Source organism: Cupriavidus sp. 94F1, from assembly GCF_057798875.1.
Window position 1 is genome coordinate 24,481 of record NZ_JBYOJT010000005.1, and the last position, 24,470, is coordinate 48,950.

Genomic DNA, 24,470 nt, shown 5'->3' on the forward strand with positions numbered 1-24,470 from the left:
GCCCGGTTACCCGCGCTGCGGCAGCTTCCAGCCCGGACGGATGAAGTGACAGGTATAGCCGTTGGGAATCCGCTCCAGGTAGTCCTGGTGTTCGGGTTCGGCCTCCCAGAACGGCCCGGCCGGTGCGATTTCCGTCACGACCTTGCCCGGCCACAAGCCAGACGCATCAACGTCGGCCGCGGTCTGTTCGGCCACCTTCTTCTGTTCGTCGTCGAGGTAAAAGATCGCCGAACGGTAGCTGGTGCCGATATCGTTACCCTGGCGGTTCTTCGTCGTCGGATCGTGGATCTGGAAGAAGAACTCAAGAATCTGGCGATAGCTGATCTGCTTCGGATCGAACACGATCTCGATGCCTTCGGCGTGCGTGCCGTGATTGCGGTAGGTGGCGTTGGGCACATCGCCCCCGGTGTAGCCAACGCGCGTGGTCAGCACGCCCGGGTAACGGCGCAGCAGGTCCTGCATGCCCCAGAAGCAGCCGCCGGCCAGGATCGCGGTTTCGGTTTGTGTGGTCATCGTGATATTCCATCGCAATACATCGAGCCTCGTAATATACGCAACCCCCACGAAACTCGCTGACCCGCCATGAAGTCTCCACCACACGCGAACGATGTCATCCAGACGCTGCGGCGCGAGATCGCCGCCTGCACCCACTGCGCCGCCGCCCTGCCCGCCGGGCCGCGCCCCGTGGTGCAGTTCAGCGGCACGTCGCGGATCGTGGTGATCGGCCAGGCGCCGGGTTCGCGGGTGCATGCCAGCGGCGTGCCGTTCGATGACCCGAGCGGCGACAGGCTGCGGGCCTGGATGGGCGTGACAAAGGACGAGTTCTACGACGCCGCGCGCGTCGCCATCATGCCGATGGGGTTTTGCTACCCCGGCAAGGGCAAGAGCGGTGACCTGCCGCCCCGGCGCGAATGCGCGCCGCTGTGGCATCAGCGCGTGCTGGCCTGCCTGCCCGACGACCGCCTGACCCTGCTGGTCGGCACCTATGCCCAGGCCGCCTATCTGCCGAAGCAGCCGGCGGTGCCAAAGCGGTCGATGACCGAACTGGTAGCCGATTTCCTAGATTTCGGCCCGAATGTGTTTCCGCTGCCCCACCCATCGTGGCGCGTGGTGCCCTGGATGCGCCAGCACCTGTGGTTCGAGTCAGCACTATTGCCCGCGCTGCAGGCCGCCGTGCGGGCGCGGTTATCCGGCTGAGGCCTCAGTCGTCGCGCATCCGCAGGGCGGCGAGCGTAAACGGCTTGGCCAGTACCGTGGTGGCCAGCGCCATCAGCAACAGGCCGGAGAACGCGGGTGTGCTGATCAGCCGGTTTTCCAGCAGGATGGCCAGCACCACCACTTCCATCAGTCCCTTGGTCTGCGCCAGCGCGCCGGCGGCCCAGGCATCGCGCCGGCCCAGACCGGCCCATCGCGCCGGCAGCGCAGTGCCCGCCATCTTGCCGGCCACGGCCACCACCGTCGTCACGGCAAAGACGATCAGCGCATCGGTCCCGGCCGTGTTGAGGTCGGTCCGCAGTCCGGTCATCAGGAAGAAGAACGGCATCAGCACCACCACGGTGGTGGGCTCCAGCTGCTTGCCGATATCGGCGGCCAGTTGGCGCGGCAGCACCACGCCGGCCAGGAACCCGCCCAGGATGTAATGCAGGCCGGTCTGTTCCGATATGCAGGCCGATGCAAAGATCAGCACCACCACCACCGCCGCCAGCCGCGCGTCATGCCCGCGCATGGCGGGCAGCCATCGCGCCAGCAACGGCCGCACCAGCGCGAACATCACCGCCAGATAGATGGCGCCGCCGATCGCCAGCTTCAGCGGCTGCGCGGCGGCCTGACCGGTGCTGGCCAGGATGCATGACAGCACGATCCAGATCGCCGCATCGCTGAATGCCGAACAGGCCAGCGCCAGGCGTCCGGCCGTGGAATCGGTCAGCTTCATCTCGCGCAGGATGGCGCCGAGCACCGGCAACGCCGTGACCGCCATGGACACCCCGACGGCAATGGCGAATTGCCAGGGGGTGGCCGCCTCGCCCGCCAGCGTGGGGCGCCAGGCGCCGAGTACATAACCGGCGCCCACCCCCAGGACAAATGGCAGCGCGACGCAGCTCGGCGCGGCCCATAGCGCGATACGGCGCAGGCCCCGGGCCTCCGGGCCGCCGACGTGCAGCCCGGACAGGAACGCAAACAGCACCACCGCCAGCCATTGCAGCCCCGACAGCGCAGTGAGCTTCTGCGCGCCGAACAGCGCGTGCCAGTTGTCCGGCCAGAGCGCACCCAGTACCGACGGCCCGAGCACGATGCCTCCGGCGATCTGCATCACGACCAGGGGCACGATGCCGCCCATGCGCAGGCCGCGCCACAACACCAGCGGCACGCCGACGACCAGGCAAGCCTGGACGAAGAAAATGGAAGCGGGGTTCAGCGCGGACGGATTCATGGGGCGTCTTGGGTATGGCTTGATGCGTGGGGCGGCTGCCCGCTGGCGAAGCCGCGATGATACGGCAGTGCCGAGAGCCGCCCTCAACCGAGCGGCAGTGCGGTGCTGTAGAGCACCTGTTTCAGGGCAAAGCTCGACCGGATGCTGGCCACGCCCGGAATGCGCGTGATCTGGTCGATGATCAGCCGCTCCAGCGCCTCCACGTCGGGCACCACCACGCGCAACAGGTAATCGGCATCGCCCGACATCAGGTAGCACTCCATCACCTGCGGCAGCGCGCCGATCTTGCGCTCGAACGTATCGAGTGTCTCGCGCCGCTGTTTGTCCAGTGACACGGAGATAAACACCACCACCTTCAAGCCCAGCCGCCGGGCATCGAGCAGCGTCACGCGGCGCGAGATCACGCCGATCTTTTCCAGGCGTTTCACGCGCGCCAGGCATGGCGATGGCGACAGATTGATGCGGCTGGCCAGTTCCACATTGGTCAGGCTGCCGTCGCGCTGCAATTCCCCCAGGATACGGATGTCAGTGGCGTCCAGATCGATGTCCAGCATGTTCGGCTTCCATAGTCAGGTTTGCCGGCATTCTATGCTGTAACGGGCCGTGATGACAAAGTGATCCGGCCGATGCTGCGGTGCAATGAATCGTAGACTTTTGGACATTCGGCGAGTCATTCCGGTGACTCCCCAGCCCGCTCCGACCCCACACGATTTCATGTCCGTCATTGCCCCCGCCGGCAGCGCCCGCTCTGCCGCCTTCAAGTCATTTCTGCCGTTGATCGGCGCCGTCATCATCTGGGGCGGCAACTGGCCCGTGATGAAATTCGGGCTGTCGCACGTCAGCCCGTTGTGGTTTGCCGCGCTGCGCTTCGGCTCGGCGGCGCTGATCAGCTTCGTCGTACTGGGCGCGCTCAAGCGGCTGCGCCTGCCGTCGCGCCAGGAATGGCCGCTGGTGTTCAGTGTCGGCTTGCTGCAGATGGCCGCCTTTACGGCGCTGGCGCTGTGGGCGCTGCAATATGTGGCGCCGGGACGCGCCTCGGTGGTGGCCTACGCCACGGCCATCTGGGTGATTCCGCTGTCGTCGCTGGTGCTGGGCGAACGGCCGTCGCGCTGGCAATGGCTGGCCACCGGCTTCAGCTACGCCGGCATCGCCGTGATCGTCGCGCCGGCGCTGGGCGGCTGGGAACTGCACACGGTCATGGGCCTGACGATGCTGCTCGGGGCGTCGCTGGCGTGGTCGGTCAGCATCATCCACCTGCGGGCCCACCGCCATGTGCGGCTCGGTGCCGACATGATCCCGTGGGAATGCGCGGTGGCGACGGTGCCGCTGGTGCTGCTGGCCTTGTTGCGGGACGGTGCGCCCGACCTGGCCGCCATCGGCGAAATCTGGCCCGCCGTGCTGTACACCGGCCCGCTGGCCACGGCCCTGACGTTTATCGTGGTGCTCAACGTCACCCAGTCGCTGCCACCGGCAGCCACGTCCATCGCCATGCTGGGCGTGCCGCTGCTCGGGCTGGTGCTGTCCGCCGTGGCCTGGCACGAACGGATTTCGGCGGATCTGTCGATTGGCCTCGGGTTGATCGCGCTGGGCGTGGTAACCACGGCGCTGGCGCCCCGGCTGGGCCGCCTGGCGTCGCGCGGATCGCTCTGATCCCGCTGATCGCGCTGCTGCTCAGGGCTCGACTGAAAGTTCGCGCTTCAGCGTACGCAGCACGAACGTGGAATGGCTGTGCCGCAGGCCCGGCAGCTTGTAGAGCTTGTGGCGCAGGAATTCCTCATAGCCCTCGGTTCCGGCCACGGCCACCTTGATCAGGTAGTCGTACTCGCCCGTCAGCAGATGGGCCTCCAGCACTTCTGGCAATTCGGCCAGCGCCTCGCCAAAGCGGTGCAGCATATCGTCGTCGTGACGGTCCAGCGTGACCTCGATCAGCACGGTATCGGGCAGCCCCAGCGCCTTCTGGTTCAGCAGCGCGGCGTACCCGCCAATCACCCCGGCGTCCTCCAGCGCCTTGACCCGGTTCCAGCAGGGCGTGGCGGACAACCCCACCCGCTCGGCCAGCTTGGCGTTGGAGATCCGCCCATCGCGGCGCAGTTCGCGCAGGATGCGGCGGTCGATGTCGTCGAGTTTGGGAACGTTCGTCACGGCAATCCGATGATGGAGGATAAATTAACCGTCATTTTACTTCACTGCGGCAGATTCTTCTCCACACCGAGGCGTATCGAGGAAATTTCAGAAGCCAATTTTGCGGCATGACTGGTAAATTTACCGGACTCCTTGCGAATCACTTCGCATCCTGCAATGCCCCACCCGGAACCCGCCATGCCTGCCCTTGATCTTGCCCTGCGACTCGACCGCTCCCCGCTGAGCGACACCTTCGGCAGTCTGGAATGGGTGCTGGCCAATGCCCGCCGCACCGGGCTGTCGCTCCAGCAGATGTCCTTCGATGCCGGCCGCGCCAACGTCGCGCGCCTGGTCTGCCAGGCCGATACGGTCGAGTTGCTGGAGCTGTTCGTGCGGCGCGTGGCCCATGGCGCGGACCTGGAAATCGTTGACGCCGCGTTCACGGGCGAACAGGAAACGCTGGACGAGCCTGAGGCGCTGGCGGCGTGATTACGCCGGGCGCGGGATGTCTTCGAGCAGTTCGATGCCATCCAGTTCCGCCGCACAGGTCTCGCGCACGATCGATACGAAATCGTCCACATACGGCCGATCGGCCATGGCCGACGGCAGCACCGCATAGAGTTCGCTCCACAGCCCCTTGGGCCCGATGCGCTTGGCCAGCACGTAGTCGTGGTCGACGTAGTTCTTGACGCCCCAGTTGGGCAGCGCCGCCACGCCGCGCCGGCTGGCCACCAGCTGCAGCACCGCCACCGTCAGTTCGGCCGTGCGCCGTTCCAGCTGGATGCCGGCCGGCTCCAGCACTTCGCGGATCAGGTCGATCCGCTGCTCCGGCACCGGGTAGGTAATCAGCGTTTCGCCAGCCAGGTCTGCCGCCTCGATGCGCCGCTTGTTGCGCAGGCGGTGTTCGTTGGCCATCACCGCCAGGATCTCGAAGCGGAACAGCGGGGCAACGGTCAGCCCGCGTCGGGCCGGCGGCTTTGATCCGATCACCATATCGGCCTTGCCTTGCGCCAGCAGCCCCAGCGGATCGGCGTGGAAACCGGCCACGAGGTCGATTTCCACCTCCGGCCAACGGCGCCGGAATTCGTCCATGACGGGCATCAGCCAGTCAAAGCAGGTATGGCATTCCAGCACCACGCGCAATTCGCCGCGGGTATCGCTTTTCAGGCGTAGCAAGTCGCGCTCCGCGGCGCTGATTGCCGCCAGCGTTTCGCGCGCCAGCGTCAGCAGCCGCTCCCCGGCCGGCGTAAAACGCAGGCCCTGGCGCGTGCGATCGAACAGCGCCATGCCGTAGTGCGCCTCGATGGCCTTGATCTGATGGGAAAGTGCCGACTGGCTCACGTGCACCCGCTCGGCCGCCGTTGCCAGCTTGCCCGAGTCCGCAATCGCCACCAGCGACCGGAAATGACGGACTTCAATCATCGCGGCCCCTTCCCGGCCCTCAAACCAGTAAGTTGAATGAAATTCATACTTTGTTTAAAACATCTCGCTTGATTCATTCTAGCGGGGAACTGACACTGTGCGCCAGATCAGACATCACTGAAATCACTGGAGCACCGCATGGCACGTACACACGTTTTGGGATTTCCGCGCATTGGCGCCCGACGGGAACTGAAGTTTGCGCAAGAGGCGTTCTGGCGCGGCGAGACATCGGAAGCGGCGTTGCGCGAGGTGGGTGCCACGCTGCGCGCCCGTCACTGGCAGTTGCAGGCCGATGCCGGGCTGGCTACGGTGGCGGCCGGCGACTTCGCCTGGTACGACCAGATGCTGGGCCTGACCACGCTGCTGGGTGCCCTGCCCAAACGATTCGGGTTCGATCCGGCCGCGCTGACGCTGGCGCAGTACTACGAACTGGCGCGCGGCAATGCGGCCCAGCCGGCCATGGAGATGACCAAGTGGTTCGATACCAACTACCACTACATCGTGCCGGAGCTTGACGCCGACAGTACTTTCGACGGCGGTGCCAACTGGTATTTCGACGAAATTGATGAGGCGCTGGCGCTGGGCCTGCCCACACGTCCGGTGCTGATCGGCCCGGTCACCTATCTGTGGCTGTCCAAGTCGCATGCGGCCGGCTTCGACCGGCTGAGTCTGCTGCCCAAGGTGGTGCAAGCCTACCGGCGTATCCTGTCCCAGTTGCAGGCACGCGGCATCGAGTGGGTACAGATCGACGAACCCGCGCTGTGCCTGGACCTGCCGCCGCAATGGCTCGATGCCTATGACCAGGCCTACCCCGCGCTGGCCGATGCCGGCGTGAAGCTGCTGCTGGCCACGTATTTCGACACCGCCGCCGATCATGCCGCCCGTGTCGCCGCGCTGCCGGTACACGGTTTTCATATCGATCTGGTGCGGGCACCCCAGCAATTGGCTGCGTGGCAGGCCGTGCTGCCAAGTAGCGCCGTGCTGTCGGTGGGCGTGATCGACGGCCGCAATATCTGGCGCACCGACCTGCGCAAGGTGCTCGATGCCGTCGCGCCCCTGCATGCCCAGCTGGGCGATCGCCTCTGGCTGGCGCCTTCCTGCTCGCTGCTGCATGTGCCGGTATCGCTCGATGCCGAAACCCGTCTCGACCCGGAACTGAAAGCGTGGCTGGCATTTGCCACCGAAAAGCTGGACGAACTGCATACCCTGGCCCTGGCCCTGAACCTTGGCGAATCGGCTGTGGCCGGGCAGCTTGCCGCATCCGATGCCGCGCAGGCCGCGCGCCGCACGTCGCGCCGCGTGGTCAACCAGCAGGTGCAGAAGCGGCTGGCAGCCGTGACCGCCGACATGGCCGAACGCGACAGCCCATTCGATGTGCGCATCGTCCGCCAGCGCGACGCGCTGAAGCTGCCCGCGCTGCCTACCACGACGATCGGCTCGTTCCCGCAGACGCCCGCCATTCGCCAGACCCGGGCCGCCTTCAAGCGCGGCGATATCGGCGCGCTGGACTACCTGGACCGCATGCGCGCCGAAATCGAACTGGCGGTGCGCAAGCAGGAGGCGCTGGGCCTCGACGTGCTGGTCCATGGCGAAGCCGAGCGCAACGATATGGTCGAATATTTCGGCGAACAGCTATGCGGCTACGCATTCACCGAGAACGGCTGGGTGCAGAGCTACGGCTCGCGCTGCGTGAAGCCGCCGGTGATCTTTGGCGATGTGTACCGTCCCGAGCCGATGACCGTGGATACGGCCCGCTTTGCGCAGTCGCTGACCGACAAGCCGATGAAGGGCATGCTGACCGGCCCCGTGACGATGCTGCAATGGTCGTTCGTGCGCGACGACCAGCCGCGCGCCGTGACCACGCGCCAGCTGGCGCTGGCCATCCGCGACGAGGTCTGCGACCTGGAGGCCGCCGGCATCCGCGTGATCCAGATCGACGAACCCGCGCTGCGCGAAGGGCTGCCGCTGCGCCGGGGCGACTGGGCCGCCTATCTGGACTGGGCTGTCAGCGCCTTCCGCCTGTCGGCCTCGGGCGTGGGCGACGAAACGCAGATCCACACCCACATGTGCTATGCCGAGTTCAACGACATCCTGCCGGCCATCGCCGCCATGGATGCCGATGTGATCACAATCGAGACCTCGCGCTCGGCCATGGAACTGCTGGAAGGGTTTGGCGATTTCGACTATCCGAACGAGATCGGCCCCGGTGTCTACGACATCCATTCGCCGCGCGTACCTTCCGTCGAAGCCATGACCCGCCTGCTGGAGCGGGCCTGCGAGGTGATTCCCCCGGAACGCCTGTGGGTCAACCCGGATTGCGGCCTGAAAACCCGTGGCTGGACCGAGACCGAGGCGGCCCTGGCGAATATGGTCAGCGCCACCCGGGCGCTGCGCCAGAAGCTTGCCGGCCACGCGCCGGCAAGCTGGAAGCGCGTGGTGCGGCCCGCCGCCACGGCCAAGCCCGCCCCGCATGGGCATGGCGCGGCATGCGGACCGTCGTGCGCGGGGCAAGCCAGTGCCTAAGGTCATGCGCTGAACGCCTGAGCTTATGCGCTGGAGCGCACGTTGCGTCGCTGTGTCGCATGGCGGCGCCGCGTGCGGCTCCGTATCCTTTCGGTCGAGCCAAACAAGAAAATTGCGATGTCACGTCGGTATCCGGCGTGATCTTCGACCAAGAGGAATGAAACGAGCCACACCCTGGCGCCGCGTCGCGGTGCTTCCTGCAGCCGCACTCTCGAGCGCGGCCTTCGCCCAATCGGCAACCGTCACCAGCCCGGATGCCGCCCCTATCCCTACCCTGCCGACCGTTACCGCCACGGCTGCCGCCGTCGGGTCGCTGACCGCGCCGGGCCTGGCGCAGCAGCGGCAGTCGCTGTTCCAGTCGGCGGGATCGGTCGGCTTTGTCGACGCACAATCGTTCACCAATACCTATGCCTACGACCTGCGCGATGTCCTGAAGGATTCGCCCGGCGTGTACGTGCAGGAACGCTATGGGCAGGAACTGCGCCTGTCGATTCGCGGCTCGGGCGTGGCGCGTGGCTACCACACACGGGGCATCGAGATCCTGCAGGACGGCGTACCGACGAACTTTGCCGACGGCAGTGGGGATTTCTACCAGATCGATCCGCTGGCACTGTCGGCCGCCGAGGTCTACAAGGGCGGCAACGGCCTGGCGTATGGCAGCACCACGCTGGGCGGCGCGGTCAATTTCACCACGCCGACGGCGCTGACTGCCGAATCCCGGAACATGGTGCGCGTGGACGGTGGCAGCTTCGGCACGATACGGGGCAGCGGCCAGGTATCGCGCCAGATCGGCCAGTGGGACTTCCTGGCGAACGCCACGGTCAGCCATGCCGAAGGCTGGCGCAATCACGAGCGCGGCCAGTACGAGCAGATCAACGCCAACGTCGGCTATCGCTTCAGCCCGGCGGTGGAAACGCGGTTCTACTTTGGCGCCTATATCGTCGACCAGCTGCTGCCCGGCGCGCTGACGCTGAACCAGGCGCTGACCACGCCGCGCATGGCATCGGCCAGTGCGCTGGCGGGGGACCAGGCGCGCAATACCCGCACCGAGCGGGTGGCAAACGTCACCAGCATCAAGCTCGATAACGGCCAGATCGACCTGACCACCTGGGGCATCCACAAGAGCCTGTACCACCCGATCTTCCAGGTCGTGGATCAGGACAGCTGGACCTACGGCTTCGCGCCGCGCTACACGGGCAACTTCACGCTGGGCGGCCTGCGCAACCAGCTGATCGCCGGGGCGCGCTTCTTCGGCGGCAACAACGACGCGCGGCAGTACGTCAATATCAACGGCAATCGCGGCGCCCAGACGCTGAACGCGAAGCAGGACGCGTACAACTACGAGGCCTACCTGGAAGACCGCCTGTACGTGCTGCCCACCGTGGCGCTGATGGCGGGCGCCAAGGCCTACCGCAACCGGCGCGAATACACCGACTACGGCGGCCTGCCGGCCAACCCGACAGCCAAGTCCGATGGCGCGACATTCAGCGGCGTCAATCCGAAATTTGGCGTGCTGTGGGAACCGAAGCCCGACATCCAGGCGTTCATCGACATCACGCGGAGCGCCGACGTCCCGGACTTTACGGACCTGAGCCAGACCATCGGCGCCACGCAGCAATTCGTGCCGCTGGCGGCCCAGCACGGCTGGACGCTGGAACTGGGCACGCGCGGCAAATGGGACCGCTTTGCGTGGGATGTCACGGCGTACCGTTCGCTCCTGCGCGACCAGCTGCTGCAATACACGGTGAGCGCCGATATTCCGGCATCGACCTTCAACGCCAACAAGACGGTGCTGCAGGGCGTGGAACTGGGCGCCAGCGCCGACGTGTTGCGCGATATCGTCGGCAAGGGCGACAAGTTCACCGTATCGCAGATCTGGAACTACAGCGATTTCCGCTTCGACAACGATCCCGTGTACGGCAACAACCGCATCGCCGGGGTGCCGAAGCACGTACTGCGCACCACGCTGGCCTATAGCCGCAACAGCCGCCTGCGCGTGGCGGGCACGATCGACTGGGTGCCGACCGGCGCCTACGTGGACTACGCCAATACGCTCAAGGTGCCGTCGTATGTGCTGTTCGGTATCGAGGCCAGCTACGAGTTCGAGCGCGGCGTGACGCTGTTCCTCGACGCCCGCAACCTGGCCGACAAGCGTTACATCAGTGATTTCAGTACCGTCACCGATGCACGCACGGCCAACACCGCCGTGTTCTATCCGGGCGTCGGCCGCGCGTTCTACGCCGGGGTGAAATACCGGTTCTAGTCGGACGCCTGCGGCCGGTGCTCCAAACGAAAAACCCTTCCAGACCGGAAGGGTTTTTTGCATGCTGGCGCCGCAGGCAACGCGCTCAGTTCACGCGCTGCACGGGCGGCGGCATCCACTTGCCGTCGAGCAGGACCTGCTCCGGCCAGTACGCCCGCAGCATCAGGCTGAAGGCATCGGGCGGTGCGGGCAGCCAGTTCGTCACCTGGCTGGAAGGGGGGCGTTCGTACTGGATATAGATGTCCAGCGAGCCATCGCGGTTGTAGCGCAGGCGGTCGCGGCTGCCAATGCTGTAACGCTGGAGCGCATTGTCGGCAAAGGCCTGCTTGTCGTTGTAGGCGCTCAGCGACCAGAAGGCCTTGGCCGGCGGGAGCTGGCCCTTGTCGAAATGCAGCACATAGCGGCTGCCGCCATCGAACGGACGACCCGACGCGTCGGCGCGGGCAACCGGGTAGACCGCATCCTCCGCCAGGTTGGCGCCCAGCCCGTACATCGCCACCGCGGCACGGCGGTCGAAATCGGCACCGTACACGCCGGTGTCGCGCTGCAGTCGCCAGCCCGTGTTGCCCGCCGCGCTCTTGCGGCCGTTGGCGGCGATGGTGGCCAGCGCGGCGGTGGCGCCCTCCTGCACGGCGCGCGCCGTGGACGGTTCCAGCACCGTTGTCTTGAACGGTTCGCCGGCCTTGACGCCCATGCGCTGCATCTTCTCGAGCATCGACACGTCGTCGGGCCCGGGCGGGTTTTGCGGCAACAACGCGGCCATGCGGCTGAAGAACGCCTGGGCGTCCATCGCCGCCACCTGTTCGGCGGGCGGTGTCTCGGTGTCGATCATCCCTGCGCGCGGCGTGGCCGGCGGCGTGGTGCGGATGCCCTTGCGCCAGGCCGACAGCGGCACCAGGCGGAACTGGTCCTGCAGGCGGTGGACATTGGCGTAGTCCGCCTTGCCGTTGGTCTGGATCCGGCCGATCAGCCAGATCATGCTGGTCGGCGCACGGATTTCCGTCACGCCCTTGGGCAGCGTGCCTTCCCAGTCGGGGCCGACTATCGCAAAAGCGCCACGACGCGTGCCCGTGGTGCGCTTGCCCGGCGACGCGAACACATTGGTCCAGGCATCGAGCATCTGCATGACGTAATAGCGGCCCGCCGTATCGGGCACGGCCAGCACCACCGGTTCCCTGGACACATCCACCCAGGCGGTGGAGTACAGCGTATCCGCGTTCGGGCTCACCACGGTGGTGTAGGTGGCATCGGGGAACGCGCGGCTATGGTTGAACGTGTTGACCGGGGTCTTGGCCGTCATCACCTCGCGCGTGACATCCATCAGCACGAGCGGATAGCCATAAGTAAACACTTCGGCGGACAGCGCCTTCATCGCCCGATCCGACGGCGGCTGTTCCGCGGCCGGTATGTCCGGCGCGGGCGGCGGCGCGGATGCGCAGGCAGAAAGGAAGGCGGCAAGCGCGACCACGCTTGCCAGTTGGCGTATCGTTCGGTTCATGACCCCGTTTCCCAGTATGGTGGCGGCCTTCCGGGGAATGTGCACGACGGGTCCGGGGGGGACGCGTGTTGCTCCGGAGGCGCATCTGTTCCGGACGAATGATGTGCCCGCGACTCGGCCACTGTCAATGATTCCGGGGCGCGTCTCCGGGCGATACCGAACACTGACCCGACTGAGTATGGGGGTAGGATCAGCTTTGTGAGCGCGACGTCACGCCTGCTGGGGTGGGGCCTGCTGGGGTGGGGCCTACGGGGGTTGGGCCTACTGGGGTGGGGCGTACATACCGGCCCCAAATGACGAAGGGCCTCCATTGCTGGAGGCCCTTCCAATAGGTGGCGCGGCTGGCAGGATTCGAACCCACGACCCCTTGGTTCGTAGCCAAGTACTCTATCCAACTGAGCTACAGCCGCACGCGAGGGACGCATTGTATCGCAATTCACCTTCCGCGCAAGCCCTTTGTGAAAATTATTTCGCAGACTGCGCACGACGCTGCCATCTCTGTTTACCAGCGGTATCTGGCACCCACTGTGCCGCCCGCGTTGCGTCCGGCGCGCGCCTTCATCCAGAGCCGCAGGCCCGTGGTGGAACTGCTGTGCGCGCCGATGTTGAACGAGAACAGTCCGCGCAGCAGATCGGTATCGATACGCGTGCCATTGATGTTGATGGTCTTCGCCCGGTTGTCCTGCCACCAGTCGGCCTCGACGAACGGATAGACACCGCTCAGCCGCGTCGGCTTGGAGCCGTAGAGCCGCACGGCCAGCCCCGTGGCACTGACCTCGCCGGGCGGTGCATCCCAGTTACTGGGCACGGGGGCCATGCCTGGCCGATAGGCCATTTCCACCCGCGATTGCAGCGTCAGGCCCATGCCGCTGCGCGACAACGGCGCGTCGAGCGCCACGGCCATGCTGCGCGCACGGCTGTCGACAAGGCCTGTGGCGGTCGTCGCATCTTCAACATGGACGAGCGGCGTCCGGGGCGTACTGTTGAATCGCTCCACGACACGATCGATGCTTGCCAGATTGATGGCGATGGGCTCGGCCTCGGGCACGGATTCCGGCGCCGTCCGTGATGCATGGACGGGGATCGGCAGGTCGGGGTCATCATTGCCGATCACCATGCGCGGCGGCACGACCGACAGCGCGGTGTCTTCCGGCATGGCTGGTGGTGCGGCCTGGTTGGGCGGCGGTGTATCCGGGGCGCGCGCGTCCTGCACGAACTGCAGCGCATCACGCCCTGACATGCCGTCCAGGGACTCCTCGGCATGAACCACGGCGCAGGCCAGCAGCGCAAGTACGAAACACAGGGGGAGACCGGGGTGCCCCGCATGCAGGCGGGCGACATGCGCCCTGCCAGACAACCGTCCGGCACGCTCCTCTCTCCCGCACATCAACTGTACGGACATGGCAACCACCTCGTCGGGCGTTGTGTGGACCATGCCCGATCAGCTTGAGCATAGGTCAAAGGCCGCGCGATGGTTAGAGGCGAATGTGGGGTGTGCCGCCCGCTAAAAGGCGGAGAGCGCGGCTGAGAGAGATGATGTCGGACGAGGCAGGCAACTCGCCAATTTCACGAGAGGCTGCGGAAATGAAAAAGCCCTGCTCGTTGAGCAGGGCTTTCAAATATTGGTGCCCAGAAGAGGACTCGGTCACCCGGGCGCGACCCCGGCTTGCGCTGGCAAGCGCAAGCTTTTCGAGTCCCCACGGGCAGTCCGCAGGGACTGCCCTTTCCGGGCGTACAAATGAAAAGACCCCGCTCGTTGAGCGGGGTCTTGAATTGGTGCCCAGAAGAGGACTCGGTCACCCAGGCGCGACCCCGGCTTGCGCCTGCAGGCGCAAGCTTTTCGAGTCCCCGCGGGCAGTCCGCAGGGACTGCCCTTTCCGGGCGTACAAATGAAAAGACCCCGCTCGTTGAGCGGGGTCTTGAATTGGTGCCCAGAAGAGGACTCGAACCTCCACAGTGTTGCCACCGCTAGGACCTGAACCTAGTGCGTCTACCAATTCCGCCATCTGGGCTTCGTTTCACTGCATTGCTGCGGTGATGCGAAGAACGTGATTATGCTGAGTGACGCGCATCCTGTCAACACCCCTCTCGCAGAAACTTCAAAAAACCTGGCCGCGATGTAGCCCGAAGTCGACTTCGGCCGGTCGGCCGGGCAGCGACAGCGTGGCGGTGGCCGGCGCGGTGCGCGCGACGACCTTGCCTGCCCGCATCACCAGCAGCCGCGTGGCTCGCAGCCGGATGGCTTCGACCGGATCGTGCGCCTGCAGCAGCACCAGGTCGGCGCGGCAGCCGGGGGCCACGCCGTAGCCGTCCAGCCCCAGGATGGCCGCGGGCGTTTCGGTCACGGCCCGGAAGCAGGCGCGCATCGCGTCCTGGCCCGTCATCTGGGCCACGTGCAGCCCCATGTGCGCCACCTCGAGCATGTCGCCGGAGCCCAGGCTGTACCAGGGGTCCATCACGCAATCGTGCCCGAACGCCACGGGGATGCCCGCGGCCAGCAGCTCGGGCACCCGGGTCATGCCGCGGCGTTTCGGGTAGGTGTCGTGCCGGCCCTGCAGCGTGATGTTGATCAGCGGATTGGCGATGGCGGCCACGCCCGCCTCGCGCATCAGCGGCAGCAGCTTCGACACGTAGTAGTTGTCCATCGAGTGCATCGACGTCAGATGCGACCCCGTGACCCGTCCCTGCAGCCCCAGCCGCACCGATTCGCTGGCCAGCGTCTCGATATGGCGTGACATCGGGTCGTCGCTTTCGTCGCAGTGCATGTCCACACGCAGGCCACGCTTGGCAGCCTCTTCGCACAGCAGCTTCACCGACGCGGCGCCGTCGGTCATGGTCCGCTCGAAATGCGGAATGCCGCCGACCACGTCCACGCCCATGTCCAGCGCGCGCCGCAGGGTGTCGAGCGCGCCGGGCGCGCGCAGCACGCCATCCTGCGGAAACGCCACCAGTTGCAGGTCGAGGTACGGCTTCACGCGGTCGCGCACGTGCAGCAGCGCCTCGGTCGCCAGCAGGCGCGGATCGCAGACGTCCACGTGCGACCGGATTGCCAGCAGCCCCTTGGCCACGGCCCAGTCGCAATAGGCCAGCGCCCGTTCGACAATGGCGTCCTGCGTTAGCAGCGGCTTGAGCTCCCCCCACAGCGCGATGCCCTCCAGCAGCGTGCCGGACTGGTTCACGCGCGGCAGGCCATACGACAGCGTGGAATCCATATGGAAATGGGCATCGACGAACGGTGGCGACACCAGCTGGCCCGCCGCATCGATCTCGTCGCCTGCCGTGGCCGTCAGCCGGGGCTCGACAGCCGCGATCCGGCCGGCGGCAATGCCGATGTCGACGTCGGTACGGCCATCGGGCAGGTTGCAGTGACGCAGGATGGTATCGAACATGGGATTCTCTTTCCGGATAGTTCAGCGTTCGCCCTTGCGGTACGGCTTCATCAGCGCCTGCGGATAGGCCGCGCGCCGCGCCACCAGCACCAGCGCAAGGATCGACAGAATATAAGGCAGCATCAGGTAGACCTGGTACGGCAGCGCCGGCAGGCCAGGCAGGCTGGCCCCACCCTGCTGCAGGCGCAGCTGCAGCGCATCGAAGGCCGCGAACAGCAGCGCGCCCAGCAATGCCCGCCCCGGCCGCCACGACGCGAATACCACCAGCGCCACGCAGATCCAGCCCCGGCCATTGATCATGTTGAAGAAGAACGCATTGAAGGCCGACAGCGTGAGAAACGCGCCCCCCACAGCCATCAACGCCGACCCGGCCATGATCGCTCCGATCCGCACCGCCCCCACGCGGATGCCCTGCCCCTCGGCGGCGGCGGGGTTCTCGCCGACCATGCGCAGTGCCAGCCCCAGCGGCGTGCGATAGAGCAGCCAGGCCAGCAGCGGCGCCATCAGCAGCGCCAGCAGCGTCAGCGCCGTTTCGGCCGCCATCACCGTGCCGACCAGCGGCACGTCGGCCCACCATGTCATCGGCGCGAACGGCGTGATCGTCGGCGGGGTCGAGACCTGGGCAAAGCCCAGCCGGTAGGCGTAGTACGACACGCTGGTGGCCAGCATGGTCACGCCCAGCCCCGCCACATGCTGCGACAGCGCCAGCGACACCGTCAGCCAGCCATGCAGCAGCCCGAACGCCAACCCCACCCCCGCCGCCGCCGCCACGCCGCCCCACAGCGGCGCGCCGTGGTACACCGCCAGCCAGCCGGAAAAAGCCCCGGCCACCATGATGCCTTCGATGCCCAGGTTCAGCACCCCGGCGCGTTCGCACAGCAGCACGCCCAGCGTGCCGAAGATCAGCGGCGTGGCCACGCGCAGCACGGCAATCCAGAACGGGGCCCCGGCAACGATATCGAACAGTTCCATCAGGCCACCTTCCCGATCCGGTCGAAACGCAGGCGATAGCGTGCAAGCATGGTCGCCACCAGCATGGACAGCAGCGCCACCGCCACGATGACATCGGCAATCGTGTTGGGCACGCCCACGGCCCGGCTCATGCCGTCTGCGCCCACCAGGATGCCCGCCACGAAGATGGCCGATGCCACCACGCCCACCGGATGCAGGCCCGCCAGCATGGCGATCACCACGCCCGTATAGCCGTACCCCGGCGACATGTCGAGCGTGAGATAGCCTGTGCGCCCGGCCACCTCCACCACACCGGCCAGGCCCGCCAGCGCGCCGGACAGGGCCGCTGCGAGCAGCGTCACACGCGTCACCGACATGCCCGCGAATGCCGCCGCGCGGGCGTTGGCGCCCACGGCGCGCATCTGCAGCCCAAAGACCGTGAACCGGTTGATCGCCCACACCAGCAGGGCCAGGCCCACGGCAGCCAGCAGGCCGCTATGCACGCGCGAGCGTTCCATCAGCCGGCCCAGTTCCAGTTCCGGCACCAGCGCGACGGACTGCGGCCAGCCCATCGCCAGCGGGTCCTTCATCGGCCCGTCGAGCATCAGCGAGACGCCCAGCAGCACGATGAAATTGAGCAGCAGTGTGGTGACCACCTCGTCCACGCCCAGCCTCAGCTTGAGCAGCGCCGGCAGCAGCAGCAACAAGGCGCCGGCCAGCATGCCAGCCGCGACCATCAGACCAAACGGCATGCCATTGGGCAACGACGCCGCCCACGGCGCTGCCGCGCCATCCACCTGCCCGCCCACGGCCACGGCCGCCAACGCCCCCAGGTAAAGCTGGCCCTCGGCACCGATATTGAACAGCCGCGTGCGGAACGCCACGGCCACGGCGAGGCCTGTCAGGATCAGGGGCGTGGCGCGGGTGAGCGTCTCGGACCACGCAAAGCGCGAACCAAAGCCGCCGTCCAGTAGCAGCAGGTAGGCCTTGCCGACAGGCGCGCCGGCCAGCGACACCAGCAGCGCACAGATCAGCAGCGTGACCACAATCGCGCCCACGGGCGCCATCACCAGGGCGGTACGGGACACCGCGGTCCGGGCTTCAAGCCGCATGGGCCACCTCCACCTGCGTGTGGGCATCGTCGGCCCCGGCCATGGCCAGGCCCAGCGTGCCGAGCGTCCATGCCGGCGTGGCGCGGGCCGCGCTCAGCCGGCCGGCATGGATGACGGCGATGCGGTCCGACAGCGCCATCAGTTCATCGAGATCTTCCGAAATCAGCAGCACGGCCGCGCCCCGCGCCGCGGCATCGAGCAACTGGCCGCGCACGTACGCCACCGCGCCGATGTCGAGGCCCCAGGTTGGCTGGCTGGCCACCACCAGCGCCGGCGCCTGCGCGCCGCGCACCGAGAACGCCCGGCCGAGGATCAGTTTCTGCATGTTGCCGCCAGACAACGTGCGCGTCGGCACGTCGATGCCGCCACCGCGCACATCGAACCGGCTCGCCAGTTCGCCGGCAAAGCGCCGCGACGCCGCGCCACGGATCACGCCGCCCCGCACGAACGCCCGATTGCCAAGCTGCTCGATGATGACGTTCTCCCACACGGCCAGGTCGCCCACCGCGCCTTCGGCATGCCGGTCTTCCGGAATGCGCGCCACGCCGGCGCCGATCCACCGCCGGGGCGATGCCGGCAGCGCCGCGCCACACACACGGACGCTGCCCGACGATGCCGCCACCACGCCGCTCATCAACTCGGCCAGCGCCACCTGTCCATTGCCCGAGACCCCGGCGATGCCGACGATTTCCCCGGCATGCAGGTCGAGCGTCACGTCCCGCAGGCCCTGCCGGCCGGCCGCGGGCGCCACGCTGACCCGATCGAGCGCAGCGACAATCTCGCCGCCAGCCAGGCCGGCCTTGCGCGTGGGCATCTCCACGCGGCGCCCCACCATCAGTTCGGCCAGTTCCGCCTTGCCGGTGGTGTCCGCACGGCGCTCCGCCACCAGCCGGCCGCCGCGCAGCACCGCCACGCGGTGCGAGACGCGCAGCACCTCGTCGAGCTTGTGACTGATGAAGATCACCGACAGCCCTTCGGCGATCAGCTGCCCCAGCGTGGCGAACAGGCTGTCGGCCTCCTGCGGCGTCAGCACGGCCGTGGGCTCATCGAGGATCAGCACCCGCGCGCCGCGATAGAGCGCCTTGATAATCTCCACGCGCTGCCGTTCGCCGACCGACAGCGACCCAACCCGCGCCTGCGGCTGCACCGCCAGCCCGAAGCGCCGCGCCAGATCGTCGATACGCGCCCGCGCGGCGCCACGCTGCTGGCGCCAGCGCCAGAGCGGCTCGGTGCCAATCAGGATGTTGTCGAGCACCGACAGGTTGTCGGCCAGCGTGAAATGCTGATGGACCATGCCCACGCCCGCCGCCAGCGCCGCGCGCGGATTGCCGGGCGGCAGCGTCACGCCGTCCACCTCCACGCTGCCCGCGTCGGCGATGTAGTGCCCGAACAGGATATTGACCAGCGTGCTCTTGCCGGCGCCGTTTTCGCCAAGCAGGGCCAGCACTTCGCCACGATGCAGGTCCAGCGAGATATCGTCGTTGGCCAGCAGCGGGCCAAACCGTTTGGTGATGTGCGAGAGCCGGAGCACCGGCAATTCCTGGGGCATCGCGTTTAGGAAATCAGACAAAAGGAAATGAAGCGGCCCCGTCCAGCCGGACGGGGCCCTGTGCGCCCTGCGCCAGCGGCGTTACGGCGTCGATTTCGGCTCGGTCTCCACGACCTTGACCGTGAACTTGCCGTCGAGGATCGCCTTCTCCTTCGCCTTGACCCTGGCCATCACATCGGCCGGCACCTTGCCCTCGAACGTGCCCAGCGGCGCCAGTTCCGCGCCCTTGAACTTCATCAGCGAATACTGGCCGTAGTCCTCGTTCTTGAACTGGCCGGCCTTGACCTTGGCCAGCGCGGCCGCGATGGTCGGCTCCATGTTCCAGAGCGCCGATGCCACCACCGTGGCCGGGTACTGCGGCTGGGTGTTGATCACGTTGCCGATGGCCAGCTTGCCGCGCTCCTTGGCGGCGTCCGACACGCCGAAACGCTCGGCATAGAGCACGTCGGCGCCTTTGTCGATCATCGCGAACGCGGCTTCCTTGGCCTTGGGCGGGTCGAACCACGAGCCGATGAAGCTGACCGTGAACTTCACCTTCGGGTTCATCTCGCGGGCGCCCTCCATGAACGCGTGCATCAGCCGGTTGACTTCGGGAATCGCGTAGCCGCCCACCATGCCGATGTGGTTGGTCTTGGTCATGCCGCCCGCAATCATGCCGGTCAGGTACGACGGTTCCTGGATGTAGTTGTCGAACACCGAGAAGTTCGGGGCCTGCGGCTTGCCCGACGAGCCCATCAGGAAGGCCGTCTTCGGATAATCCTTGGCCACCTTGCGTGCCGCGCCTTCCACGGCGAACGACTCGCCGACGATCAGGCCGCTACCCTGTTCGGCGTACTGGCGCATCACGCGCTCGTAGTCCGCGTTCGACACGCTCTCCGAGAACACGTAGTCGATCTCGCCGCGCGACTTGGCCTCGTTGAGCGCCTTGTGGATGCGCGACACCCACTGCTGCTCCACGGGCACCGTGTACACCGCGGCCACCTTGATCTTCGACTGCGCCTGCGCGCCAGCCGGCAGACCCATGGCGGCCAGCGCAGTGGCCACCGCTGCGGCTTTCAGCCAGGTGCGACGATCGCTTCCCTTGTGCATGACTTCACTCCCCTTTTTCTGCGTTGTGTGCGCCCATGGCGCGTGGTTGATGGTTGTGATGGGACGGAAAGCGCCCGGCTCAGGCGCGCTCCGGGTCGGAATCGGGTGCCTGCAGCCCGCAGCCCCGCAGCAGCAAGGCCACCAGATGCTCGGTGGCGTGCTCGAAGTCGTCAGCGTCAAGCTGGCTCACGCCCAGCACGGCGCACACCTGCGCCTCGAAGTCGGCATAGGTCTGGGTGGCGGCCCAGATCGTGAAGAACAGGTGGTAAGGGTCCACCGGCGCCATCTGGCCGCCCTCGATCCACGCGCGGATCACCATCGCCTTGCGCGCCACCAGTTCGCGCAGGGCCTGGCGCAGGACGTTGCCGATCTCCGGCGCGCCGTGCAGCAGTTCGTTGGCGAACACGCGCGACGCATCGGGATGGCTCGCCGACAGGCGCATCTTGGCGCGGATGTACTGCTCCAGCGCCAGCCGTGGCGAGTGCTCGGCGCTGATGATGTCGGTCTCGGACAGCCATAGCGTCAGCGTGTGCGCCAGCACGGCGCGATACAGCACCTGCTTGGTCCGGAAGTAGTAGTGCAGGTTCGACTTGGGCACGCCCGCGCGGGCGGCAATATCGGCCATGGTGGCCCCGGCAAAGCCGGCCCGCGCGAAGACGTACTCGGCCGCGCGCACGATCAGCGCCTCGTTTTCCTGCCGGATGCGGCCGCCGGGCGGGCCGGACCGGGGCTCGATGCCGCGCGCCGGCGACGGCGCGCGCGCCAGGGCATCCATCACTTTGTGCCGTAGAGCCGGTCGCCGGCATCGCCAAGGCCCGGCACGATGTAGCCGTGCTCGTTCAACTCGCTGTCGATGGCGGCGGTGACGATGGCCACGTCGGGGTGGGCGGACTGCAGCGCGCGCAGCCCCGGACGCGAGGCGATCAGGCAGACGTACTTCATGGTGGTCACCCCGGCCTCCTTGAGCCGGTTGATCGCCGCGATGGCCGAGTTGCCGGTCGCCAGCATCGGGTCCACCACGATCACGAAGCGCTCCTGGATATCCTCGGGCATCTTGAAGTAGTACTCGATCGGCTCCAGCGTCTCGGGGTCGCGATACAGGCCGATATGCCCCACGCGCGCCGCCGGCAGCAGGTCCAGCATGCCGTCCAGGAAGCCATTGCCGGCCCGCAGGATCGACACCAGGCAGAGCTTCTTGCCCGACAGCACCGGCGACTGCATAGGCGCGATGGGCGTCTTGATGGCGATGGTCTCCATGGCCAGGTCGCGCGTGGCTTCGTAGGTCAGCAACTGGCTGATCTCGCGCACCAGGCGGCGGAAGTTGTCGGTGGTGGTGTCCTCGCTGCGCACCAGCGTGACCTTGTGCTGGACCAGCGGATGGTTGACCACCATCACGGCGGGCGCCGCGCTGGCTTCCGTTTCGGCAAAGGCCTGGACGGCCGTGGGTACGTCCGACATGTCGTTCATGGTGCGCTCCTTGGTCATCCGAAATTCGCCTGGCCGGGCGCGACGGGCCCCGGGCCCGCCACGCTCTGGCTGCCTGTCAGTCAGGACTGCCGTGCAATGCCGCGTTGCCGCTAGAACACCGTGCCGTCGCTCTGGATCGCGAAGGGCGGCGGCCCGCCCGGCGGCCGGCGCTGTGCCGCGATGCGGCGGCCCGCCGCCCACGTGCCGCCTTCCAGCACGCGCGCCAGCGGAAAGTCGGCTTCCTTGAGACCCAGCGCCTGGCGCACCGCATCGGCCACGAGGTCGAGCCCCGTCACGGTCAGTGCGCGCCACTCGACGATCTCGGGTTCGTCCACGGTATGGGTCCGGCTGGCGAACTCGCCGTCGCGCGGCACGGTCAGCTCGAAGTCATAGAGCAGCCCGCCGTTCCGGTATTCGGGCAGCCCGGTCAGCGCGTCGAGCCCCACCACCACCAGGCCGCCATCCTCCAGCGGCTCCAGCAGCGAATAGGTCAGCCACTGCGTGAGCTTGTGGAATGGCACCAGCCCGCCGGGCGCTGCCGGATGCCGCCAGCAGTCACCGAGCGACACGCCATCGATCTGCACGCGTCCCGGCCAGACCGGGCCCAGCGCCACCAGCAGCGTGCGCAGCACGAAGCCGGCCTCGATGCGGTTGTCCTTCGCATGCGCAGCCAGGTAGTCGAACAGGTTGCCCAGCCGCGCCGGCGTGCCGAAGACTGCCGGGGTGGCCTGCATGACCTCGCCCAGCCGCCGCAGCAGGCCGGCACGCCCTTCCAGGCCCACCAGCGGGTTGTGCTGCGCCACCTGGAAGGCCGTGGCGATGGTCGAGGCATCGATACGGGCCAGCCGCTCGGCATCGGCACGCAGCGGATCGCCCGATTCGGCCGAGAAGCCGCCCCGGGCAAACAGGTCGAAGCTGGCCACGCCGAGCCCTTCGGAGCGCGTCAGCATCATGTCGCTGGCCGGGTCGCGATAGCGCCAGTCGGGGCCTGCGCCGGCATCGAGCAGCACGCTCGGGATCACCAGGTCGATGCCGATGCGCGCCCGCTCGGCACAATGGTCGGCGCCCGACATGCCGGCGCGCTCGCACAGGATCTGCCAGCGGTTGATCGATTCCTGCCCCGGCCCGCCACTCTCGAAATGGCGCCAGCGGCTGTGGTAAGGCACCTGGAGATCGGGGTAGCGCCGCCGGATGGTGGCGGCCACGTAGTCGGCAATCGCGTGGATACGGTCCGGGTGCCAGGTAAACAGTTCAGACTCGCCGGATGCGACGAATTCGGTCACGACCGCGCAATGCGTGCGCACCGCTTCGCCGCTCAGCAGTGCGGAAGCGGGATGATCGGGCGGCACCGGGCTGTGCCAGCCGCTGCCCGTGCCGGGTTCGTGTCCGGTCGTACCTCCTGCGGAATACTCGTTCATTCGTTCAACCCCCTGCCCTTTGCCAGGGCGAGTTCGTTGGCATCCGGCGGCGTGTAGCTGGTGAAGTAACCCGCCGCCACCTTCGCATCGATTTCCACGCGCGCATCGGCCGGGATCAGCGCCTCGGGGATGGGCACCTGCTCCACCACCTCGATCCCCTGCGCCGTCAGCGCGCCATGCTTCATGTTGCTCATCGAGGCCCAGCGGTCGATCCGCCGGATCCCGAGCCAGTGAAAGACATCCGGCATCAGTTCCTGGAAGCGCATGTCCTGCACGCCGGCCACGCACTCGGTGCGCGCGAAATACGTTTCGGCGCGGTCGCCGCCTACCTGGCGCTTGCGTGCGTTGTAGACCAGGAACTTGGTCACCTCGCCCAGCGCGCGGCCTTCCTTCCGGTTATAGACCACCAGCCCGACGCCGCCCTGCTGGGCCATCTCGATACAGACCTCGATGCCATGCGCCAGGTAGGGCCGGCATGTGCAGATGTCCGATCCGAATACGTCCGAGCCATTGCATTCGTCGTGGACGCGGCAGGCCACCCGGGTCTCGGGCTGGCCCAGCTTGCTGATATCGCCAAAGAAATAGAGCGTCATGCCGCCGATAGGCGGCAGAAAGACCTTCAGGTCCGGCCGCGTGACCAGTTCCGGGAACATGCCGCCAGTCTGCTCGAACAGGCTGCGGCGCAGGATGCTCTCCTTGATATCGAACCGGCGCGCGATGCCGGGCAGGTACCAGACCGGATCGATGGCGGCCTTGGTGACGCGCACATCGCCGTTGGGATACAGGATGTCGCCATCCGGGGCCAGGCGGCCCGCCGTGATGGCGGCCAGCAATTCCGGCATGTTGATATGGGCGCGCGTGATGGCGATGGTGGGCCGGATGTCGAACCCGGCGGCGATGCGGTCGGCAAAGACCGTCGATACCAGATGGCCCCACGGATCGAGCGATACGATCTTGTCGGGGTCGCCCCACTGCGCATGGGGGCCGATCGGCTCGGCCGGCGCGGTGTCCGTCAGGTCGGGGCGATGCGCGCGCTGCAGGCTGCCCGAGGCCACGGCCAGCGCCCGGTAGATCGCATAGGCCCCGGCGTGCGTGCCAATCACGTTGCGCTGGGTCGGGTCGGTCAGGCTGGCGATCACGGGCCCCCGCCCGGCCGCCGTGGGCGCGCCCCAGTGGATCGGCTCGGCCGGCTTGTCGCGCCGCGCGTGCGAGGTCAGGACGATATGGTCGGACATGG

The 24,470-nt window shown here is 67.2% G+C and carries 21 protein-coding genes and 2 tRNA genes; 5 read left to right on the forward strand and 18 right to left on the reverse strand.

Annotation, left to right across the window (positions count from 1 at the left end; genetic code table 11):
* Positions 1-6: 6 nt before the first annotated feature.
* Positions 7-513: a peptide-methionine (S)-S-oxide reductase MsrA gene (msrA, locus tag AC3FJ6_RS13805; protein ID WP_092600811.1), complete on the reverse strand. Its 507-nt coding sequence runs from the start codon at positions 511-513 to the stop codon at positions 7-9.
* 69 nt (positions 514-582) lie between these two features.
* Here msrA and AC3FJ6_RS13810 point away from each other — a divergent pair, with 69 nt between their 5' ends.
* Positions 583-1,197 carry a uracil-DNA glycosylase family protein gene (locus tag AC3FJ6_RS13810; RefSeq protein WP_488772413.1) on the forward strand — a complete coding sequence of 205 codons (615 nt, stop codon included), beginning with the start codon at positions 583-585 and terminating at the stop codon, positions 1,195-1,197.
* Between the two features lie 4 nt (positions 1,198-1,201).
* On the opposite strand, the gene AC3FJ6_RS13815 is transcribed toward AC3FJ6_RS13810, so the two are convergent.
* Positions 1,202-2,431: a cation:proton antiporter gene (locus tag AC3FJ6_RS13815; RefSeq protein ID WP_488772415.1), complete on the reverse strand. Its 1,230-nt coding sequence runs from the start codon at positions 2,429-2,431 to the stop codon at positions 1,202-1,204.
* A gap of 83 nt (positions 2,432-2,514) precedes the next feature.
* A complete protein-coding gene (locus AC3FJ6_RS13820; protein ID WP_066739987.1) occupies positions 2,515-2,985 on the reverse strand; it encodes an Lrp/AsnC family transcriptional regulator in 471 nt (156 codons plus the stop codon).
* Between the two features lie 160 nt (positions 2,986-3,145).
* On the opposite strand from AC3FJ6_RS13820, the gene AC3FJ6_RS13825 reads away from it, so the two are divergent.
* Complete coding sequence (locus tag AC3FJ6_RS13825; RefSeq protein WP_488772416.1) at positions 3,146-4,081, forward strand: DMT family transporter; 936 nt, start codon at positions 3,146-3,148, stop codon at positions 4,079-4,081.
* A 21-nt stretch (positions 4,082-4,102) separates the two neighbouring features.
* Here the strand turns inward: AC3FJ6_RS13825 and AC3FJ6_RS13830 are convergent, their stop codons facing one another.
* Positions 4,103-4,573, reverse strand: a complete 471-nt coding sequence (locus AC3FJ6_RS13830) for an Lrp/AsnC family transcriptional regulator (RefSeq protein WP_066740198.1) — start codon at positions 4,571-4,573, stop codon at positions 4,103-4,105.
* A gap of 177 nt (positions 4,574-4,750) precedes the next feature.
* Between AC3FJ6_RS13830 and AC3FJ6_RS13835 the strand changes: the two genes are divergently transcribed.
* Entirely contained in the window at positions 4,751-5,041 is a 291-nt protein-coding gene (locus AC3FJ6_RS13835; RefSeq protein WP_488772418.1) for an AsnC family transcriptional regulator, read from the forward strand.
* Here AC3FJ6_RS13835 and AC3FJ6_RS13840 read toward each other — a convergent pair whose 3' ends face one another.
* A complete protein-coding gene (locus AC3FJ6_RS13840; protein WP_488772419.1) occupies positions 5,042-5,974 on the reverse strand; it encodes a LysR family transcriptional regulator in 933 nt (310 codons plus the stop codon). It abuts the gene before it with no gap.
* 138 nt (positions 5,975-6,112) lie between these two features.
* Between AC3FJ6_RS13840 and metE the strand changes: the two genes are divergently transcribed.
* Positions 6,113-8,497, forward strand: coding sequence for a 5-methyltetrahydropteroyltriglutamate--homocysteine S-methyltransferase (metE, locus tag AC3FJ6_RS13845; protein WP_488772420.1), 2,385 nt, complete (start codon positions 6,113-6,115; stop codon positions 8,495-8,497).
* Positions 8,498-8,654: 157 nt separating this feature from the next.
* A complete protein-coding gene (locus AC3FJ6_RS13850; protein WP_488772421.1) occupies positions 8,655-10,760 on the forward strand; it encodes a TonB-dependent receptor family protein in 2,106 nt (701 codons plus the stop codon).
* Positions 10,761-10,845: 85 nt separating this feature from the next.
* Here the strand turns inward: AC3FJ6_RS13850 and AC3FJ6_RS13855 are convergent, their stop codons facing one another.
* From AC3FJ6_RS13855 to AC3FJ6_RS13915, 13 genes are all read right to left on the reverse strand, one after another.
* Positions 10,846-12,258 (reverse strand): DUF1254 domain-containing protein, encoded by a 1,413-nt coding sequence (locus AC3FJ6_RS13855; protein ID WP_488772422.1) that lies wholly within the window; start codon positions 12,256-12,258, stop codon positions 10,846-10,848.
* Positions 12,259-12,591: 333 nt separating this feature from the next.
* Positions 12,592-12,668, reverse strand: a tRNA-Arg gene (locus AC3FJ6_RS13860).
* 92 nt (positions 12,669-12,760) lie between these two features.
* Complete coding sequence (locus AC3FJ6_RS13865; protein ID WP_488772423.1) at positions 12,761-13,498, reverse strand: hypothetical protein; 738 nt, start codon at positions 13,496-13,498, stop codon at positions 12,761-12,763.
* Positions 13,499-14,183: 685 nt separating this feature from the next.
* Positions 14,184-14,270: transfer RNA gene (locus tag AC3FJ6_RS13870), tRNA-Leu, on the reverse strand.
* A gap of 87 nt (positions 14,271-14,357) precedes the next feature.
* On the reverse strand, positions 14,358-15,647 hold the full coding sequence (locus tag AC3FJ6_RS13875) for an amidohydrolase family protein (RefSeq protein ID WP_488772424.1): 1,290 nt from the start codon (positions 15,645-15,647) through the stop codon (positions 14,358-14,360).
* Positions 15,648-15,668: 21 nt separating this feature from the next.
* Positions 15,669-16,622, reverse strand: coding sequence for an ABC transporter permease (locus AC3FJ6_RS13880; RefSeq protein WP_488772821.1), 954 nt, complete (start codon positions 16,620-16,622; stop codon positions 15,669-15,671).
* On the reverse strand, positions 16,619-17,710 hold the full coding sequence (locus AC3FJ6_RS13885; protein WP_488772425.1) for an ABC transporter permease: 1,092 nt from the start codon (positions 17,708-17,710) through the stop codon (positions 16,619-16,621). The genes AC3FJ6_RS13880 and AC3FJ6_RS13885 overlap by 4 nt, the downstream gene beginning before the upstream one ends.
* A complete protein-coding gene (locus AC3FJ6_RS13890; RefSeq protein ID WP_488772426.1) occupies positions 17,700-19,259 on the reverse strand; it encodes an ABC transporter ATP-binding protein in 1,560 nt (519 codons plus the stop codon). Before AC3FJ6_RS13890 ends, AC3FJ6_RS13885 begins: the two co-directional genes overlap by 11 nt.
* 81 nt (positions 19,260-19,340) lie before the next feature.
* Positions 19,341-20,282, reverse strand: a complete 942-nt coding sequence (locus tag AC3FJ6_RS13895; protein ID WP_488772822.1) for a BMP family protein — start codon at positions 20,280-20,282, stop codon at positions 19,341-19,343.
* 145 nt (positions 20,283-20,427) lie between these two features.
* A complete protein-coding gene (locus AC3FJ6_RS13900; protein ID WP_488772427.1) occupies positions 20,428-21,123 on the reverse strand; it encodes a TetR family transcriptional regulator C-terminal domain-containing protein in 696 nt (231 codons plus the stop codon).
* Positions 21,123-21,815 carry a uracil phosphoribosyltransferase gene (gene upp, locus AC3FJ6_RS13905; protein ID WP_488772428.1) on the reverse strand — a complete coding sequence of 231 codons (693 nt, stop codon included), beginning with the start codon at positions 21,813-21,815 and terminating at the stop codon, positions 21,123-21,125. The genes AC3FJ6_RS13900 and upp overlap by 1 nt, the downstream gene beginning before the upstream one ends.
* Positions 21,816-21,925: 110 nt before the next feature.
* Complete coding sequence (locus AC3FJ6_RS13910) at positions 21,926-23,233, reverse strand: URC4/urg3 family protein (protein ID WP_400393806.1); 1,308 nt, start codon at positions 23,231-23,233, stop codon at positions 21,926-21,928.
* On the reverse strand, positions 23,230-24,468 hold the full coding sequence (locus AC3FJ6_RS13915; protein ID WP_488772430.1) for a GTP cyclohydrolase II: 1,239 nt from the start codon (positions 24,466-24,468) through the stop codon (positions 23,230-23,232). Before AC3FJ6_RS13915 ends, AC3FJ6_RS13910 begins: the two co-directional genes overlap by 4 nt.
* Between the last annotated feature and the right edge of the window lie 2 nt (positions 24,469-24,470).